The organism is Tistrella mobilis KA081020-065, assembly GCF_000264455.2.
In the GTDB taxonomy this organism is placed as follows: domain Bacteria; phylum Pseudomonadota; class Alphaproteobacteria; order Tistrellales; family Tistrellaceae; genus Tistrella; species Tistrella mobilis.
Genome location: NC_017958.1, coordinates 27,669 through 44,895, shown reverse-complemented (window position 1 = coordinate 44,895; position 17,227 = coordinate 27,669). Strand labels below are relative to the sequence as shown.

17 protein-coding genes are annotated in these 17,227 nt (G+C 66.5%); 14 read left to right on the top strand and 3 right to left on the bottom strand.

Going from position 1 to position 17,227, the window contains the following annotated elements; all coding sequences use genetic code 11:
• Position 1 precedes the first annotated feature (1 nt).
• The 13 genes from TMO_RS23995 (at position 2) to TMO_RS23935 (ending at position 13,040) form a co-directional block, all read left to right on the top strand.
• Positions 2 to 400 carry a TIGR03750 family conjugal transfer protein gene (locus tag TMO_RS23995; RefSeq protein WP_003105639.1) on the top strand — a complete coding sequence of 133 codons (399 nt, stop codon included), beginning with the start codon at positions 2 to 4 and terminating at the stop codon, positions 398 to 400.
• Positions 397 to 1,089 carry a PFL_4703 family integrating conjugative element protein gene (locus TMO_RS23990; RefSeq protein ID WP_003105641.1) on the top strand — a complete coding sequence of 231 codons (693 nt, stop codon included), beginning with the start codon at positions 397 to 399 and terminating at the stop codon, positions 1,087 to 1,089. Before TMO_RS23995 ends, TMO_RS23990 begins: the two co-directional genes overlap by 4 nt.
• Positions 1,086 to 1,997 carry a TIGR03749 family integrating conjugative element protein gene (locus TMO_RS23985; protein ID WP_003105643.1) on the top strand — a complete coding sequence of 304 codons (912 nt, stop codon included), beginning with the start codon at positions 1,086 to 1,088 and terminating at the stop codon, positions 1,995 to 1,997. The genes TMO_RS23990 and TMO_RS23985 overlap by 4 nt, the downstream gene beginning before the upstream one ends.
• Positions 1,987 to 3,405 (top strand): TIGR03752 family integrating conjugative element protein, encoded by a 1,419-nt coding sequence (locus tag TMO_RS23980; RefSeq protein WP_003109776.1) that lies wholly within the window; start codon positions 1,987 to 1,989, stop codon positions 3,403 to 3,405. The genes TMO_RS23985 and TMO_RS23980 overlap by 11 nt, the downstream gene beginning before the upstream one ends.
• Positions 3,386 to 3,835, top strand: coding sequence for a TIGR03751 family conjugal transfer lipoprotein (locus TMO_RS23975; RefSeq protein ID WP_003109775.1), 450 nt, complete (start codon positions 3,386 to 3,388; stop codon positions 3,833 to 3,835). Before TMO_RS23980 ends, TMO_RS23975 begins: the two co-directional genes overlap by 20 nt.
• Positions 3,835 to 6,726 (top strand): conjugative transfer ATPase, encoded by a 2,892-nt coding sequence (locus TMO_RS23970; RefSeq protein WP_003105079.1) that lies wholly within the window; start codon positions 3,835 to 3,837, stop codon positions 6,724 to 6,726. The genes TMO_RS23975 and TMO_RS23970 overlap by 1 nt, the downstream gene beginning before the upstream one ends.
• Positions 6,727 to 6,750: 24 nt before the next feature.
• Complete coding sequence (locus tag TMO_RS23965) at positions 6,751 to 7,518, top strand: DsbA family protein (protein ID WP_003090202.1); 768 nt, start codon at positions 6,751 to 6,753, stop codon at positions 7,516 to 7,518.
• A gap of 175 nt (positions 7,519 to 7,693) precedes the next feature.
• Positions 7,694 to 8,188, top strand: coding sequence for a JAB domain-containing protein (locus TMO_RS23960; RefSeq protein ID WP_003090203.1), 495 nt, complete (start codon positions 7,694 to 7,696; stop codon positions 8,186 to 8,188).
• Positions 8,189 to 8,352: 164 nt separating this feature from the next.
• Positions 8,353 to 8,799: a TIGR03757 family integrating conjugative element protein gene (locus TMO_RS23955; RefSeq protein ID WP_003109772.1), complete on the top strand. Its 447-nt coding sequence runs from the start codon at positions 8,353 to 8,355 to the stop codon at positions 8,797 to 8,799.
• Entirely contained in the window at positions 8,796 to 9,746 is a 951-nt protein-coding gene (locus TMO_RS23950; protein WP_003109771.1) for a TIGR03756 family integrating conjugative element protein, read from the top strand. Before TMO_RS23955 ends, TMO_RS23950 begins: the two co-directional genes overlap by 4 nt.
• Positions 9,747 to 9,755: 9 nt before the next feature.
• Positions 9,756 to 11,150: an integrating conjugative element protein gene (locus TMO_RS23945; RefSeq protein WP_003109770.1), complete on the top strand. Its 1,395-nt coding sequence runs from the start codon at positions 9,756 to 9,758 to the stop codon at positions 11,148 to 11,150.
• Positions 11,147 to 11,506, top strand: coding sequence for a hypothetical protein (locus TMO_RS23940; RefSeq protein WP_003090212.1), 360 nt, complete (start codon positions 11,147 to 11,149; stop codon positions 11,504 to 11,506). Before TMO_RS23945 ends, TMO_RS23940 begins: the two co-directional genes overlap by 4 nt.
• Before the next feature lie 13 nt (positions 11,507 to 11,519).
• The gene (locus tag TMO_RS23935; protein ID WP_003090214.1) at positions 11,520 to 13,040 is read left to right on the top strand and encodes a conjugal transfer protein TraG N-terminal domain-containing protein; all 1,521 of its coding nucleotides are present in this window, start codon (positions 11,520 to 11,522) and stop codon (positions 13,038 to 13,040) included.
• An 11-nt stretch (positions 13,041 to 13,051) separates the two neighbouring features.
• Here TMO_RS23935 and TMO_RS23930 read toward each other — a convergent pair whose 3' ends face one another.
• From TMO_RS23930 to TMO_RS23920, 3 genes are all read right to left on the bottom strand, one after another.
• The gene (locus tag TMO_RS23930; protein ID WP_003090216.1) at positions 13,052 to 13,417 is read right to left on the bottom strand and encodes a DUF3742 family protein; all 366 of its coding nucleotides are present in this window, start codon (positions 13,415 to 13,417) and stop codon (positions 13,052 to 13,054) included.
• A gap of 84 nt (positions 13,418 to 13,501) precedes the next feature.
• Entirely contained in the window at positions 13,502 to 14,134 is a 633-nt protein-coding gene (locus tag TMO_RS23925; protein WP_003090219.1) for an RES family NAD+ phosphorylase, read from the bottom strand.
• A 12-nt stretch (positions 14,135 to 14,146) separates the two neighbouring features.
• A complete protein-coding gene (locus TMO_RS23920) occupies positions 14,147 to 14,773 on the bottom strand; it encodes a hypothetical protein (protein ID WP_003109769.1) in 627 nt (208 codons plus the stop codon).
• Between the two features lie 315 nt (positions 14,774 to 15,088).
• On the opposite strand from TMO_RS23920, the gene mobH reads away from it, so the two are divergent.
• Positions 15,089 to 16,936 carry a MobH family relaxase gene (mobH, locus tag TMO_RS23915; protein WP_003109768.1) on the top strand — a complete coding sequence of 616 codons (1,848 nt, stop codon included), beginning with the start codon at positions 15,089 to 15,091 and terminating at the stop codon, positions 16,934 to 16,936.
• Positions 16,937 to 17,227 lie beyond the last annotated feature (291 nt).

The following is a 17,227-nucleotide window of genomic DNA, read 5'->3' as shown; positions in this document are numbered from 1 at the left end:
TATGTCCGAGCAGCAGCACGTCCGTGCGGACGGGACGGTCACGTTCCTTCCGCACCGGCTCAACCGCCATCCCGTGGTCGTGCGCGGCCTCACCGCCGACGAGCTGTGGATCTGCTGCGGCCTGTCCGGCGCGGCCGGCCTGCTGGTCGGCGCGCCGCTTTCGTGGGTGTTCCGCACGATCGCCATCGCACCGACGTTCGTTGTCCTGGGCGTGGCCTTGGGCGTGTTCATCGGCGGCGGCATCCTGCGCCGCCTCAAGCGTGGGCGCCCCGACACCTGGCTGTATCGACAGTTGCAGTGGCGCATCGCAACGCGCCATCCGCTGATGGCCGGCTGGGTGGGCGGCCACGTGCTGATCTCGCGCTCGGGCTTCTGGTCCACCCGCAGGAGCATGCGATGAGCCGCTTCAAGAACGAGATCGCCCACCTGCAGGCGCACATCAAGACCTTGCGCCTGGGCGCGGGCGCGCTGGTCATTGTCGCCCTGGTCATGGGCGGCGGCTGGTGGAGCGCGCCGCGCGACCTGACCATCCACGTCCCGCCCGACCTGCGCTCTGGCAGTACCCGCAAGTGGTGGGAAGTGCCGCCCGAATCGGTCTATGCGTTCACGTTCTACGTGTTCCAGACGCTGAACCGCTGGCCGACCAATGGCGAAGAAGACTACTCGCGCAACCTCCATACGCTCTCGCCGTACCTCACCCCGTCCTGCCAGGCCTTCCTGCGGGCGGACTATGACTACCGCCGCTCCACGGGCGAGCTGCGTCAGCGCGTGCGCGGCATCTACGAGATTCCCGGCCGCGGCTATGGCGACGACCCCACGGCGCGCGTGCGCACCGTATCCGATCGCGACTGGGTGGTGACGCTGGACATCACGGCGGACGAGTACTACGGCGCCGAGCAGGTCAAACGCGCCCTGGTGCGCTATCCGATCAAGGTCACGCGGGTGGACGTCGATCCCGCCCGCAACCCGTTCGGCCTGGCGCTGGACTGCTACGAAGGCGCGCCCCAGCGCATCAGTGCACCGGAGCCGGCGCGCCCGGCGCCGAGTGACCTGAATCCGCAAGCGCCTCAAGGAGGAAACACCCCATGAAGCATCCTGTACTCGCGCTGCTGGGGCTACTGGCCGTGGCCGCGGCACCCGTCGCCCAGGCGGTGGAGATCCTGCGTTGGGAACGCATGCCACTGGCAGTGCCGCTGAAGGTCGGTCAGGAACGCATCGTATTCATCGACCGGAACGTGCGCGTGGGCGTGCCCGCAGGCGTGGGCAAACGCCTGCGCGTGCAGAGTGCGGGCGGCGCGGTGTACCTGCGTGCCAGCGAGCCGATCGAGCCCACGCGGTTGCAACTGCAGGACGCCGACACGGGCGCGCTGATCCTGCTGGACATCGCAGCCGAACCGCCCAAGGACGGGGAAGCCGAGCTGGAGCCGGTGCGCATCGTCGAGGGTGACAGCGCACCGGGACGCTATGGCGAGCAGGCCGACAGTGCCGAGGCCCCGGCACGCGCCCAGGGCCAGGCAGGTGCGCGGACCGCGCGGCGCGAAACTCCGGTCCCTGTCGTGCTGACGCGCTTCGCCGCGCAGAACCTCTACGCACCGCTGCGCACCGTCGAGCCGCTTCCGGGCGTCATGCGGGTCAACCTTCCCCGCGACCTCGACCTGGACACACTGATGCCAACGCTGCCGGTGCGCGCGGCCGTGCTCGCGTCGTGGCGCCTGGAAGACCAATGGGTGACTGCCGTGCGCCTCACCAACACCGGCGCCGACTGGGTCGCGCTCGACCCGCGCGTGCTGCAAGGCGATTTCCTCACCGCCACCTTCCAGCACGAGGCGCTGGGCCCGCGCGGCACGACCGAGGACACGACCGTGCTGTACCTGGTCACGCGCGGCCGCGGCCTCGCGCAGTCGCTGCTGCCGGCGATTCACCGCTTCGACCCTGCCGTGCATCTGCCGCAGCCGGACGGCGACGAGAACGCCAAGGAGGCCCGCCATGCGCAGTAACGGCCTGCTCAAGTGGCTGATGATCCCTGTCGCCATCCTGGTGCTGTTCGCCGGTATCCGGCTGTTCTCGGGTGGAGGCGGCACGGCGCCACCCGCGGCGGACAACGGCGCCCAGCTCACGCCCGAGGAAATGAAGGCGCTGGGCATCGAAGGCGACACCCCGCGCGACACCGTGGCGACGCTCGTTGCCCAAGTGAAGCAGTTGCGCACCGAGCTTCAGACCGCGCTCTCGGACAACAAGTCGCAGCGTGAAGAGAACCAGCGGCTGCGCCAGCGCGAGAACTCCATCGACCAGCGCATCAACTCGGCGCTCGAATCCGAGCGGTCCAACCTGCGCCGCGACCAAGAGCAGGCGGCCAGCGCGCGCCAGCAGACCGAAGGGCTGCTCGCCGACCTGCAGCGGCGCCTGGACAGCATCGGCGGGCGCGGCGGCGGCCATGCGGACCTGCCCGTGGGCCTGGGGCTGCAGGGCGGCGACGAGGCCGGCATGGAGGGCGGCGTGCGGTGGGTCGAGCCGGACGACGCAAAGCCCGCCGAGGGGCGCAACGGGGGGCGTGGCGCGAGCGGCGGCATGAGCTTCCCCACGAGCTTCGGCCCGGCGCAGAGCACGCTCGAAACCACCGCTGAAACCGTGGCCAACGCGGGCGCCCGCGCCGCCGGGGTCAAGAATGCCAAGCCGGTCTATACCGTGCCGACCAACTCGACGCTAATGGGATCGGTGGCGATGACGGCCCTGATCGGCCGCGTGCCGATCGACGGCACGGTCAACGATCCCTATCCGTTCAAAGTTCTGGTCGGGCCGGACAACCTGACCGCCAATGGCATCGACATTCCCGACGTGGCCGGCGCCGTGTTCAGCGGCACCGCCTCGGGCGACTGGACGCTCTCGTGCGTGCGAGGTCAGGTGCGCAGCATCACGTTCGTCTTCAACGACGGCACGATTCGCACGATCCCCGAAGACCGCGAGGGCAACCAGCAGAACAACCAACAGCGCGACGGCTTGGGCTGGATCAGCGATCCCCACGGCATTCCTTGCGTCAGCGGCGAGCGGCGCAGCAACGCCCAGCAATACCTCGGCTCGCAGGCCCTAATCACCGCGGCCGGTGCCGGTGTGGCCTCGCTCATCGAGAGTGGCAGCGGCCGCATGTCCTATGTCGGCTCGGACGGCTCCATCGGCACCGTGGGCATCACCGGCCAAGAAGCGGTCGGCCAGATTCTCGCGGGCGGTGTCCGGGACATGTCGGCCTGGGTCAACAAGCTCTACGGCCAAGCCTTCGCCGCCGTCTATGTCCAACCCGGCGCCAAGGTTGCCGTCCACCTCGAAAAGCCGCTCGCCATCGACTTCGATCCCGAAGGCCGCAAGGTCGATCACCGCGCAGGAGAAAGCCATGCCCTTGAACTTGACTAACCTGGCCCGTGGCCTAGCACTGGCCCTCGCCGTCGCGGTGCTCGCCGGCTGCGCCACCAGCAAGGAAAAGCTGTTGACCCACGGTGACCGCACGATGATGGACATCTGGCAGCAGGAGGCCGGCGACGGCGGTGGCGCAGCCGGACGGAACGCCGGCCGCCAGTTGCTCGATGCGCGCCAGAGCCTGCGTCGGCCCCTGACCGACGCCGACGTGCAGGCCGCACCTGTCGAGCAGATGCGCTACACGCGCACCGCGCGCAATGAGGTTCACCGCCAGTTCCAGCGTCTGCCCAATCCCGATCTCGTGATGTACGTGTACCCGCACCTGGCCGGCACCGACCCCGTTCCCGTGCCGGGCTACACGACGGTTTTCCCCTTGTACCAGCGCGTGCAGTACGCGATGCCTGGCGAGAGGACGGAGGACTACTGATGCGGTGGAAACTTCCATGGCCGAAGCTGGCTGCCGTCAGCGCCGAAGACACCGCCGCCGACGAGCAGCCGGACGGCTGGCAGCGCCACGTCGAGGCCTTGCAGCAAGCCGGCATCCCCGAACCCGGCGCCGCGGTCCAGGGCCGCAAGCCGGCGACCGTGGCCGACGAGCAGGCGCTGTACGACGTCGCACCGTCCTTCGTGGAACTGCTGCCCTGGGTGGAGTTCTTGCCCGAGTCGAAATCGATGCTCCTGGAGGACGGCCAATCGGTGGCCGCCTTCTACGAGCTGGTGCCGCTGGGCACCGAAGGCCGGGAACCCGGCTGGCTCGCGCATGCCCGCGACGCCCTGGAAAACGCGCTTCAGGACAGCTTCGATGAACTGGACGAGAACCCGTGGGTGCTCCAGCTCTATGCCCAGGACGAACCGAGCTTCGACCAGTACATGCAGACCTTGCGCGATTACGTGCAGCCACGTGCGCGCGGCTCGGCGTTCACCGAGTTCTACCTGCGCTTCTTCGGCCACCACCTGCGCGCTGTGGCCAAGCCCGGCGGCCTGTTCGAGGACACGGTGGTCACGCGGCTGCGCTGGCGCGGCCAGACGCGGCGCGTGCGCATGGTGGTGTACCGCCGCGCGAGCGGACAGGGACAGGCAAACCGCCGCGGCCAGACACCCGAGCAGATGCTGGGCATCGTCTGCGACCGCCTGTGCGGCGGCCTGGCGAACGCCGGCATCCAGGCCCGGCGCATGGTCGCGGCCGACGTCCACGACTGGCTGCTGCGGTGGTTCAACCCGCGCCCCACGCTGCTCGGGCCTGGGGTGGAGGACCGGGAGCGCTTCTACGCGTTGGCGCGCTATCCGGACAGTACCGAGGAAAGCGAGGCCGGCGAGATCGAGCTGGCGAGCGGGCGGGATTTCAGCCAGCGGCTGTTCTTTGGGCAGCCGCGCTCGGACGTGGCGCAAGGGGCCTGGTACTTCGACGGCATGCCGCACCGCGTGCTGATCACCGACCGGCTGCGCATGCCGCCCGGCACCGGGCACCTGACCGGCGAGACCCGCAAGGGGGACGCGATCAACACGCTGTTCGACCAGATGCCCGAGGACACCTTGATGTGTCTCACCATGGTGGCCACGCCGCAGGACGTCCTCGAATCGGACCTCAACCATCTGGCGAAGAAAGCTGTGGGCGAGACGCTGGCGTCGGAGCAGACGCTCAAGGACGTGCATGAAGCCCGCTCCCTGATCGGCAGCGCGCACAAGCTCTACCGGGGCACTCTGGCGTTCTACCTACGCGGGCGCGACGAGGCGGAACTGGATCGGCGCGGCCTGGACCTCGCGAACGTGATGCTCAACGCCGGCCTGCAGCCGGTGCGCGAGGACGACGAGGTGGCGCCGCTCAACAGCTACCTGCGCTGGCTGCCGTGCTGCTACAACCCCGGCAAGGACCGGCGCCGGTGGTACACGCAACTGATGTTCGCCCAGCACGCGGCGAACCTGTCGCCAGTATGGGGCCGCGCCCAGGGCACGGGGCATCCCGGCATCACGATGTTCAATCGCGGCGGCGGCCCGATTACGTTCGACCCCTTGAACAGGTTGGATCGGCAGATGAATGCCCATCTGTTTCTATTTGGCCCCACCGGCTCGGGGAAGTCCGCCACGCTCAACAACCTGCTGAACCAGGTGACGGCCATCTACCGGCCGCGGCTTTTCATCGTGGAAGCCGGCAACAGCTTCGGCCTGTTCAGCGACTTCGCCAGGCGCCTGGGCCTGACCGTGAACCGGGTCAAGCTGGCCCCCGGATCGGGCATCAGCCTGGCGCCGTTCGCCGACGCACGCCGGCTGATCGAAACGCCCAGCGACGTACAGACGCTCGATGCCGACGCGCTGGACGAAGACCTGCCCCCCGATGCCTCGGCCATGGAAGCGGACGAGCAGCGCGACGTGCTGGGCGAACTGGAGATCACAGCGCGGCTGATGATCACGGGCGGCGAAGACAAGGAAGAAGCGCGGATGACGCGGGCCGACCGCTCGCTGATCCGCCAGTGCATCCTCGACGCCGCCGAACATTGCGTGGCCGAAAAGCGCACCGTGCTCACGCGCGACGTGCGCAACGCGCTGCGCGCCCGTGGCCAGGACCCGACGCTGCCCGAGATGCGGCGCGTGCGGCTGCTGGAGATGGCGGACGCGATGGACATGTTCTGCCAAGGCACGGACGGCGAGATGTTCGACCGTGACGGCACGCCGTGGCCCGAGGCCGACATCACGCTGGTCGATCTGGCGACCTATGCCCGCGAGGGCTACAACGCGCAGCTCTCCATCGCCTACATCAGCCTGATCAGCACGGTGAACAACATCGCCGAGCGCGACCAGTACCTGGGCCGGCCGATCGTCAACGTGACCGACGAAGGTCACATCATCACCAAGAACCCGCTGCTCGCGCCCTATGTCGTGAAAATTACAAAAATGTGGCGCAAGTTGGGCGCCTGGTTCTGGCTGGCGACGCAAAACATCGACGATCTGCCGCGCGCCGCAGAGCCCATGCTCAACATGATCGAGTGGTGGGTGTGCCTGTCGATGCCGCCGGACGAAGTGGAGAAGATCGCCAGGTTCCGCGAACTCTCGCCGGCGCAGAAGGCGCTGATGCTCTCCGCACGCAAGGAAGCGGGCAAGTTCACCGAGGGCGTCATCCTCTCCAAGAGCATGGAAGTGCTGTTCCGCGCCGTGCCGCCAAGTCTCTACCTCGCGCTCGCGCAAACCGAGCCCGAGGAGAAGGCAGAACGCTACCAGCTCATGCAGCAGCACGGCGTCAGCGAGCTGGATGCCGCCTTCAAGGTGGCTGAGAAGATCGACCGGGCACGTGGCATCGAGTCGCCGACCCTGGACCTGCCCTGAATCTGCCGTACACCGGAGAACGCCATGGAACAGAAACGCCCATCCATTCCGATGCAGGTACAGGCGTTCCGCCGTCGGCGCTGGAGGCTCAGCTGGCCCTGGGTGTTGGCCGCCGTGCTGGTAGCGCTGCTGCTGATCTGGCTCGTGTCCCGCTATTCTGGCAAGTCCACTCCCCAGACTTCAACGCCGGTCAGCGTGACGCAGGTGGCCGGGCCTCCGTGGCAGATGGGAAATCCGGAAGGGCGTTTCACGCTGACGCTCTACGCGGACCTCGAATGCCCGTTCTGCCGATCCTATTTCCCAGTGCTCAAGCGTTGGGTGGCCGGCAACGCGGACGTGGCCTTGCAATGGCACCACCTCCCGTTGGCCGCGCATGAGCCGGCCGCGTCTGCCGAAGCGAGCCTGGCGGAGTGCGCCGGCGAATCTGGCGGCCATGCCGCCTTCTGGCAGGCTGTCGAGTGGGTCTATGCCCACACGCGCAGCGACGGCCAGGGCTTGCCCGAGGACCTGCGGTACCCCGACCTTACGCCAGCCATCGAGCAGTGTCTGGCGAGCGAACGGCCCGAGGCGCCGATCCGCACCCAGACGGCGGAAGCCACGAGCAGCGGCGTGACCGCCACGCCGTCGCTGCGGCTGCACGATCGCGAAACCGGCAAGGCGATCCTACTGCAGGGTCCGATCGAGGGCGATGCCTTGCTGTCGGCCATGGACATGCTCGCGGCCGGCGATCCCGCCGCCACACCTACTACATCGGAAATGCCTGCCGACGTCGTCGGCGACATGCCCAGGTAGCCCCGGTCTTCAAGGCTACGGCGCAGTCCACTGCGCTGACCGAAACCCGTTCGCCTCGCATCCTGGCCGCGAACGATCACCGCTGCCGCGGTGATGGATGCACCTTGTTCGTTCCCCAGGAGGGCTTGCCCTCCCAGGGCGCGCGCCCTCCGATCTCACCGTCTGGAGGTTCGCCATGTCTTTCGTCGTCAATGACTCCTGCCTGGAGTCGCTTTCCGCCATCGCTGCCCAACACGAGGACTGGATCATCCAGCAAGCCATTGCACTGCTGGAGAAGCGGGTTTTCAAAGCGGGTGCGAAACTCCTCGACCCCACGGCCGTGCGCGACTACCTGCGCGTGAAGCTGGTCGCCGAGCCCAATGAGATATTCGCCGCGGTGTTCCTGGACAGCATGCACCAGGTGCTGGCCTACGAGCCGTTGTTCAGGGGCACGATCAACTCGACTTCGGTCTATCCGCGTGTCGTCGTGCAGCGTGTGCTGGAGTTGAAGGCCGCCGCGGTGGTCTTCGCGCACCAGCACCCCTCGGGCATTTCCGAGCCGTCGAGCGCGGATCGCATGCTGACCCAGCAACTGCAGGCCGCGCTGGCGCTCATCGATGTGCGGGTACTGGACCACATCATCGTCGGCCAGGGTGCCCCGTTCTCCTTTGCGGAGTCCGGCCTGCTGTAAGGGTTGCACTGCTTCGTTGATCAGCGCGGAGGCTTCGGCCTCCGCTTTTTTCTTTGCGGCGACGCAAGCAGGTATGCGGGGTGGCCGCGATGCGCATTGTTTGTTGGGGCCGCCTGGGGTTCGGCGTTTGACTATGGCCCTGATCAACTTCCGGGGCACATGACATGCCAGCAGCTTTTACCCGGTTCGCACCAGGCTGGCGAACCCTTGGCCTGGCCGTGGCGCTGCCGACGTCTCTGGCGGTGTTCAGCCCGGCCACCTTCGCCGCCGACGTGGTGGTCGTCACCGACAGCCGCCACCCGGTCAAGACCATGGGCGGCGAGCGACTGATCGAGTTGGGCGAAACGCCCCGGATCGAGGCCGAGCTTTCCGCGAATCTTCCAGCCGACCCTGAGCGGGCAGCAGCCATCGTCCGGCAACGCCTGAAGCAAGGCGGCACCGATCTTCAGCGCCGCATCGGCACCGCCTACCAGGGCGTCACCGACGCATGGAGTTTGGGTGTCACGACCATCCCGGCCGTCGTGGTGGATCAACGCTTTGTGGTCTATGGCGAGCCGGACGTGGCCCGGGCCGTCGCGCGCATCGAGCAACACCGGAGGACGCAGCCGTGACCCATCGCCCATTCGACCTGCTGCGCCGCCTGCGCGTCGCCGTGGCCTCGCTGCTGCTGATCAGCGCCACGGGCAGCTACGCCTTGAACACCGCCACCATCGTGTCCTCCGTCATGTCGCCGGACTGCCTGGAGTACCGGGTGGTGGGCATCTGCTACTGGCTCTACTGCACCTGGACGGGCTGCACGGTGCGCACATCCACCAAGGTCCGGCACTACGTGCCCGATGCGGTCGTCTCCAGCTACAGCAACACCGGAGAGAACCCCTGGGTCGAGGTGCAGGCGATGAGCACGCCCAACCCATCCGCACAGGCAGGTGGGGATGGGACCACGAACGAAGACCACGACAACAACCTCGCCAAATTCAAGAACAGCGATGTCATCGGCCATCCTGGCGGCGAGGTATTCAACCAGTTCGCATCGTCGTCGGGCTATTTCTGCCAAGGCGCGGGCACGGCCTTCATGCCGTATCTACTCAGCACCCTGGACACGCTGGCTTGGCGCTACAACGTGCCTGAAATGGCCTACCCGGAGGCGTTGATTCCGGGCATGCGCGAGGTCGGTGCGCGCACCACGATGAACCTCTGGGGCAATGTCTATCCGCGCGGCGGCTTCCTGCATCAGACCGATGACTACAAATCCGGGGCCGTCGTGGCCCAGCGCGCCGGTGATGTCGTCACGCGCCGCGGGCAGATCCACGTGTACCAGCCGCTGCTTGCCAACGCCCGCGACGGCTACTGGCCGGCCGGCGCGCTGATGGAGGGTGATGCCTCTACGGGCAAGTGGCAGGAGCTGACGCCGCGCCTGTCCAACACCTGCGTGGTGTTCCCGCACAGCGGCACGCTGACCCAGGCCCAACAAGGCGACTACGCCTGGGCGCTGTGGCGTCCCTATGCGTGCTGCGAACGCCGCGGGCAGGTGTTCCTGGGCAGCGTCGATTTCCTCTGAGGTGCCACGATGAAGCGTCCTGAATCGATGAACCTTTCCGCCAAGGCGTGCCGCCTGCTGCGCCCGAAGGCGCTGGCCGGCCCGCTCGCTCTGGTCTGCGGCCTGGCGTGGGCGCAGGTCGGATACCAGAACAGCGGCCCCGTCCTCGGCGATGACGTCATGTACTCGATCGGCGGTGGCAGTGCGGTGTCCATGGGCCGCGCGGCCGGCATGCGCTCCATCGGGGTCGGCGTGGGGTGGAACAGCAACCTGATCTGCGGCGACATGAGCATCCAGACCACGCTGCGCAATCAGCTCAACGGCATCACGAACGGCTTTCAGCAGATCATGAGCAACGTGATCCAGAGCGCGACCAGCGCGGTTGCATCGCTGCCGGCGCTGATCATTCAGCGCGCCGATCCGGGCCTGTACAACCTGCTGACCAACGGCGTGCTGCAGGCGCGGCTGGACTTCGACCGCTCCAAGCTGACGTGCCGCGCCATGGCGGAGAAGATGGCCGAGACTGCGGGTGGCCAGCTTGGCTGGAGCCAGATGGCCGAAGGCATGGCCTTGCGTGACGCGGTTGGCAGCAACGATGCCGTGTCGGCCGTCGAGCAGGCCGAGACGCGCCGCGGCAACGACGGCCTTCCCTGGGTGGGCGGCAGCAATGCCGGTGGCGCAGGCCAGTCCGCCATCCGCGTGGTCGGCGACGTCACCCGCGCGGGCTACAACCTGGTCAACGGGCGCGGCGTGACGGACACATCCTCCATCGCGTCCACCAGTTGCGCGAGCCTGTCCTGCCAGACCTGGACGTCGCCGCAGCAGGCGACCGAATGGGCCACCCGGGTCCTCGGGGAACAGGTGCAGCGCACGTGCGATTCCTGCACCAAGACCGAGACGGTGCCCGGCGTCGGGCTGACGCCGCTGATCCAGGAGGAGTACGAAGCCAAGCTGGAAGTCTTGCAGGAACTGGTTTCCGGCGTGCGCAACACCACCTTCGAGAACTTGCGCGAGGCCGGCAGCACGTCGCTGCCGATCACGCGCGGCGTCATCGAGGCGCTGCGCGACGAGCCGGACCAGGACCTGCTGGCGCGGCGCCTCGCGTCCGAGGTGGCGCTTTCGTCGGTGCTGGAGAAGGCACTGCTGCTCCAGCGCACGCTGCTCACCGGCAAGAAAGAGCCCAACGTGGCAGCCAACGAGTTGGCAGTCGAGGCCGTGAACCACGAGAGCGACACGCTCGACCGGGAGATCCGCAACCTCAAGACCGAACTTGAACTGCGGCGCGAGCTGGCGAACAACTCGCCGATGGCCATCATCCAGCGCCATGGCACGCGCGCGGCAGGCTCGCGCGGCATCTATGAGGGCGATCCGGTGCCCGACCGCCTCGACCAGTTGCAGAAGGGCAATCCGGGAGGCCGGCCATGAGCGCGGAGCGCATGGCCTGGCGCCCCTTGCGCTGGCTCATCAGCCGGCGTGCGGCGAAAGCACTGCTGTGGGCGGCCGTGATCGTCGCCGCTGCGGTGGGCGCCAACATCGCCGGCATCTATCTCGTTGGCAGCGTGGCCGGCTGGGAGCGGTGGCTCGCGGCCGCATCGGGCTACTTCTTCGTGTGGCGGTTGTTCCTGTACGGGGCGACGGCCTGCGGCTGGGTCTGGATGCGGCGGCGGCTGCTGGCGCGCGAGGACAGCACGCTGGCCCGACGCCGGCTGATTCGCGCTGAGGTCGCCGGCATTGTTGCCATCGTGGCGCTGGAAGCCAGCCTGTTGATGCAGGCCGCTTGAGGGGATCGAGGCCATGACGCTTTTCACGACCGACTACCTGGAGTACTACCTAACCCTCGTGTCCTGGATCGTCAACAACGGCATCTGGGCGGTCCTCGTATCCAGCGGGGTATTCGCGCTGCCTTTCGTCGCCATCATCGTGCAGGAGTGGTTGAAGGCCCGTGCGGAAGGCGCCGACGAGGGCAACAAAGGCGTGCTGAGCGCCGCCCGCATCGAGAACCGGGTCTTCGTCGCCATCGTGGTGGTGATGTTCGCCGGCATTCCGTTCATCGACGTGGACCTGAACACCATCCAGTACGACAGCTCGCGCTCGGCCCAGTGCCAGGTCAGCGTGGCGCAGCCCGGGGATACCGGCTGGTCGCAGTCCTTCAGCACCATCAACAACCAGTCGGCGAAGGTGCCGGTGTGGTGGGCGTTCATGCACGCGCTCTCGCGCGCCGTCACGGGCGCTTCGGTGGCAGCGATCCCGTGCGGCACGGACCTGCGGCAGATGCGCATGGAGATCGACGCTACGCGCATCGATGACCCGGTGCTGGCTCAGGAAGTAGCGGATTTCTCGCGGGATTGCTATGGGCCTGCACGGGCCAAATTGTTCATGCAGCGCCCTCAGCTCGATGAGCAGCAGATGCACGACGTGACCTGGATCGGATCGCGGTTCTTCACCGACACGAACGGCTACTACGACACATACCGTTCCAGCACCCCACGCGAGGACTGGCCCTATGACAGCACCCGCGACGCAGGGCTTGCGCAGGTGGCCAGCGGTGGCGGCTACCCGACCTGCCGCCAGTGGTGGAGCGATGGAAGTAACGGCCTGCGGGCACGCCTGCTGGGTCAGGTGGACCCGAGCCTGTTGAGTCGCCTGGCGGGCTGGGCCGGGTTCCTGAGCCGGGCCGAGGTGGACGACTCGGTGATCCGAGCCATCGCGTCACCGCGGCAGCAGAAGTTGAACCAGGGCAGCGTCTATACGGACTACGGAGGCCAGATCGACAAGACCTTGCCGAACATCGTGACACGGGCCACGGGAGACGTTGGGATGGCCGTCGGCGCGATTGCCGCGTTTCCCGCCATGGACGTCGTGAGACAGTCTCTACCCATGGTCCTCGCCTTGCTCAAGATGGCGCTGGTCATCTGCATCCCGCTCGTGCTGGTCGTGGGCACCTATGACCTGAAGACGGTCGTCACGGTCAGCGTCGTGCAATTCGCGCTGTTCTTCGTGGATTTCTGGTTCCAGCTCGCTCGCTGGATCGACAGCACTATCCTCGATGCGCTCTATGGCTGGGGCTTTGGCTGGAACCGGCCACACACGAACTTCGACCCGCTGGTGGGGCTGAACAATGCGTTCGGCGACATGCTCTTGATGTTCGTCGCGGGCACGATGTTCCTGGTGCTGCCAGGATTCTGGCTGGCAAGCCTGACCTGGGTTGGAATTCGGGCGGGACATGCCATTCAGGGGTTGTCGGACGGCAGCAAGAGCGCCGGCCAAGCCGGGGGCAAGGGGGCTGGGGCACTCACGGGAGGCAAGCTGAAGTAGCCCGGAGTCCGTCAGTCGTCGGTGTACAACTCGTGCGACGTATCGTTGTACAGATTGGGATCGTAGCCCGGTGTCTTGCGCAGTTCTGTGAGATCGGTGAAAGGCCACTCGTCCTCGTCAGAGGTATTGGCAGCAGCAGCCCACGCCGCCGCCACGACGCCCAACAACACGAGTGCGAACCAAAAAGCAACGTAGAGCAGCAATCCCACCACAGACAGCTTGACCACCCACACGAGCGCGGTGGCAACGGCCGCCGGCACCCCCTTGGACACCAACCAGTTCGACGCCCGACGTTCGCCGCGCGCGTAGGCGCGCCATCCGCGGCCAAAGGTGCGGCCGAGGCGTTCTGCGGTGCTGATGCGGGTCGTGGTGTTCATGGTCGTCTCCTGCTACAGAGGGATGCCTATTCCAGTTTGGTCCATTTCATTCTGTTTGGGGCTTCAATGTGCTCTCTTGCCGCTTCAGGACGCTTCGTCATCCGGTTCCACCGGCCCGGGATCAGGCTCCACGCCGACGCGATACGTGGCAACGAAGCGCGGCCAGTCCACATGGTCCACCAGGTCGATGTCATCGACAACGCCGACTCTTGCTGCCGCACGCTCGAACAGGGCGATGCTCTTGGCGGGATAGTTGTTGCGCGACGGATAGAGCACCCCGTCGAACAGCGGCTGGCCATCATCGCCGAGCATCGCATGCACCTGGGCGGACACCTGCTGCGTGTGCGTGTAGTCGCGGCTGGCCAACTGTTCCAGGTTCAGGCCGAAGTAACCCGCCATGACACCCTCGGCCGTGAGATCGGCCAAGCGCACGTCGTCCAGGACCCCCACGGCCCGCACGAGCCGGCTCTCGACTTCCTTCAGCGCAATCGAGCGCTTCTCGTCCGCCAGCCACTGGTGCTTGTGAAACACCGACTCCATCAGCGCCGTGGACAGGTCGCGGCCCAGGTAGAGCACGCCGTAGGTCCGCGCCGGGTCGTCGTAGCGATTGGTGCCGCTGCGGCCATAGTACAGCGGGCTGCCCCGATAGACGACGCGGCTCACATGCTGGAGCAGTTCACCCGCATCGATCAAGAACAAGGGCAGTTCGCGGCTCATGGCGGTCTTGCCTCAATGCACCTGGACGCCCAGCACGTTGAACACCGCTTCGGCCACGTCATCGATTGTGCCATGCGTCACCGCATCCACCGGCGAGCGTCCGCCCAAGCCTTCGAGCGGTTCGGATAGTGCGCGGTAGATCGTCCAGTGGTCGATGCCCTCGACCTCTTGAAGCACGGTTTGGGTCAACTGCTGCTTCACCGGGTCGAGCTGCCAGTCGGGCAGCTTCTGGCCGCGCGGCCCCACATTCAGCGCCAGCAGCCGGCGCGCGAGGATGTCCTTGTAGATCTGCTGGCGCGACTTGTCCGCCAGCTTGGCGTACTCGGGGATCGGCAGGTTGTGCGGCTGGTTGAAGGATTCCAGCAACACGGCGCGGCCTCGCTGGACGTCGGTTTCAGTCGGGGTCCAGCGCGTTTCGGTGCGCAGCGCGGCCGCCTTGCGCGCCAGGGCCTGCTCCACCGTTTCGCCTTCGAGGTTGGCTGGCAGTTTTACCGCCTCCACGCGCTCGTGAATGAACGCCTGCAACTCGGCCGCGAAAGCCGGCGCATCCCGGATTTCAACGGTATCCGCGAAACGGCGCACGTCCTCCACGGTGACGCGCGGCAGACGATCGGCAATGAATTCAATGGCGGTGGGCATGGTCATCTCCCAAGCAGGTTTGAGACAGGATTCACTCTAGTCGCCCTTGTCGCATTTGTCAACTTAGTCGCCTGAGCGAGAGCCTACCTGCCGGGGGTAGCGTCCCCGCAGCATAGGCAGGGGCCAGCGCCAGGTCTCCGTCCAATCCATTCGTGCGGGTTCCACATTGACGCTGGAGACGCAACCCAGGCCCGGCTATACCGAAACGGTTAAAGGCCAAAGGGCCGAAACGGCAAGGGAATGGGGTGCAAGGGGAAAGGCCCTACCTCGAAAAGGCGAAAAGGCCTCCCGGCCGGCCCCCCAGAGGACACCCGCATGCTCTCCCTGTTCCAGCGAAAACGGCCCCCGGTCGCTGCCCCGTCGCCAGCGCCCGCCACCGACCTCCCGAAAGGGTTGCTGCGGCCCGAATCGGCCGCATCGCTGCTGGCAACACCGCGCCGGCAGAAGCTGCTGGAACACATCTGGCAGCGCACGTCGCTGTCGCGGCGGCAGTTCGCCACCCTATACCGCACGCCGCTGGAGCACTACGCCGAGTTGGTCCAACAATTCCCCGCATCGGAAAGCCATCACCACGCTTACCCCGGCGGCATGCTGGATCACGGGTTGGAGATCGTCGCCTATGCGCTCAAGCTGCGGCAGTCCCATCTGCTGCCCATTGGCGGCAGTCCCGAAGACCAGGCGGCGCAGTCTGAAGCCTGGACTGCCGCAGTCGCTTATGCCGCGCTGCTGCACGACATCGGCAAGATCGCCGTCGATCTGCACGTCGAACTGTCCGACGGCTCGCTGTGGCACCCCTGGCACGGCCCGCTGCACCAGCCATACCGCTTCCGCTACCGCGACGATCGGGAATATCGGCTCCACAGCGCCGCGACAGGTTTACTCTACCGTCAACTGCTCGACCGTGATGCCCTGGACTGGCTCAGTGGCTATCCCGACCTGTGGGGACCGCTGCTCTACGTCCTGGCCGGCCAGTACGAGCGCGCCGGCGTGCTGGGCGAACTTGTCGTGCAGGCCGACCGGGCTTCGGTGGCCCAGGAACTGGGCGGCGATCCGGCCCGCGCCATGGCTGCACACAAGCATGCGCTGCAGCGCAAGTTGCTCGACGGGCTGCGCTACCTGCTCAAGGAACAGTTGAAGCTGAACCAGCCGGAAGCCTCCGATGGCTGGATCACCGAGGATGCCTTGTGGCTGGTAAGCAAGACGGTCTCGGACAAGCTGCGTGCGCACCTGCTGTCACTAGGCGTCGACGGCATCCCCGCGAGCAACACCGCCGTCTTCAACGTGCTGCAGGATCACGGCATGTTGCAACCGACGCCGGACGGCAAGGCGGTCTGGCGCGCGACCGTGACCAGCACGACTGGCTGGTCCCACTCATTCACCCTGCTGCGTCTCGCTCCCGCGCTGATTTGGGAGTCTGGAGAGCGGCCAGCGCCCTTCGCAGGGGCAGTGGCAATCGACGGGACACCGGCACCCAACAATGCCGATGCCTTGGTGCCCTCGCCGGCAATGACGGCAAAGCCAGCCACCGACGATCAAGAGTCCCTTCCATGGGAGGGCGTCGACGCCGCGACTCCGGTTCACTTGCCTGCCGCACAAGCCGCACCCGATGTCATGGAGGACCTGCTGGCGATGGTAGGAATCGGCGATTTGCTTGTTCCCCAACAGGATGCGGAAGCCGTCTCGGGCGACGCACCCGCCGCTGGCCCTCAAACGCCACCGCCAACCTCGATGGTGCCCGTGCCGTCATCAGCGCCGGTGCCCACGTCCTCGTCGGCGCAGCCATCGGGCGAGCACTTCATGGCGTGGCTGAAACAAGGTATCGCTACCCGCCGGCTGGTCATCAACGACGCGAAGGCGCTCGTGCATACGGTGGGCGACACGGCCTACCTGGTCAGCCCCGGGGTATTCCAACGCTACGCACAAGAACACCCCCAGGTCGGGACTCTCGCCAAGCAGGAGAACCAGCAGGATTGGCAATGGGTACAAAAGCGCTTCGAGCGCCTGCAACTGCATCGCAAAAAGCCCAGGGGCCTGAACATCTGGACGTGCGATGTCACAGGCCCCAGGAAGTCCCGCCGCCTGTATGGCTATCTATTGCACGATGTTCGGCTCCTGTTCGCAGAGCCACCACCGAACAATCCTTACTTGTCACTTCTCGCGTAACCGGCGGCTCAAGAGCCGTCCAAAAATGCGACGCGGCGGACCAATCCGCAACGGCGCGAATCAGAACGTCGATATCGCTTGACCTCAAGTTTTGAGGCTTTGTAATGCCGCCGAGGTCGGTTTGCGCGCGCGTTCTGCGACGAGACGAGAAGCCGACAACCAACGGGATTCGATCTCTGCCGCATCTGTCGCTCATGGTCTTGCGCTGCCAAGAAAGCAGCGTCAGGGGACAGCGTGCAGCGCGATCGCGCTCGCTTCATTCGCTTTACGACCTGACCACGGAACCTGTTC

Bases quoted from the DNA above. Each gene is read 5' to 3' on its own strand.
- TMO_RS23995 (WP_003105639.1), top strand. From the start codon at position 2: ATGTCCGAGCAGCAGCACGTCCGTGCGGACGGGACGGTCACGTTCCTT.
- TMO_RS23990 (WP_003105641.1), top strand. From the start codon at position 397: ATGAGCCGCTTCAAGAACGAGATCGCCCACCTGCAGGCGCACATCAAG.
- TMO_RS23985 (WP_003105643.1), top strand. From the start codon at position 1,086: ATGAAGCATCCTGTACTCGCGCTGCTGGGGCTACTGGCCGTGGCCGCG.
- TMO_RS23980 (WP_003109776.1), top strand. From the start codon at position 1,987: ATGCGCAGTAACGGCCTGCTCAAGTGGCTGATGATCCCTGTCGCCATC.
- TMO_RS23975 (WP_003109775.1), top strand. From the start codon at position 3,386: ATGCCCTTGAACTTGACTAACCTGGCCCGTGGCCTAGCACTGGCCCTC.
- TMO_RS23970 (WP_003105079.1), top strand. From the start codon at position 3,835: ATGCGGTGGAAACTTCCATGGCCGAAGCTGGCTGCCGTCAGCGCCGAA.
- TMO_RS23965 (WP_003090202.1), top strand. From the start codon at position 6,751: ATGGAACAGAAACGCCCATCCATTCCGATGCAGGTACAGGCGTTCCGC.
- TMO_RS23960 (WP_003090203.1), top strand. From the start codon at position 7,694: ATGTCTTTCGTCGTCAATGACTCCTGCCTGGAGTCGCTTTCCGCCATC.
- TMO_RS23955 (WP_003109772.1), top strand. From the start codon at position 8,353: ATGCCAGCAGCTTTTACCCGGTTCGCACCAGGCTGGCGAACCCTTGGC.
- TMO_RS23945 (WP_003109770.1), top strand. From the start codon at position 9,756: ATGAAGCGTCCTGAATCGATGAACCTTTCCGCCAAGGCGTGCCGCCTG.
- TMO_RS23940 (WP_003090212.1), top strand. From the start codon at position 11,147: ATGAGCGCGGAGCGCATGGCCTGGCGCCCCTTGCGCTGGCTCATCAGC.
- TMO_RS23935 (WP_003090214.1), top strand. From the start codon at position 11,520: ATGACGCTTTTCACGACCGACTACCTGGAGTACTACCTAACCCTCGTG.
- TMO_RS23930 (WP_003090216.1), bottom strand. From the start codon at position 13,417: ATGAACACCACGACCCGCATCAGCACCGCAGAACGCCTCGGCCGCACC.
- TMO_RS23925 (WP_003090219.1), bottom strand. From the start codon at position 14,134: ATGAGCCGCGAACTGCCCTTGTTCTTGATCGATGCGGGTGAACTGCTC.
- TMO_RS23920 (WP_003109769.1), bottom strand. From the start codon at position 14,773: ATGCCCACCGCCATTGAATTCATTGCCGATCGTCTGCCGCGCGTCACC.
- mobH (WP_003109768.1), top strand. From the start codon at position 15,089: ATGCTCTCCCTGTTCCAGCGAAAACGGCCCCCGGTCGCTGCCCCGTCG.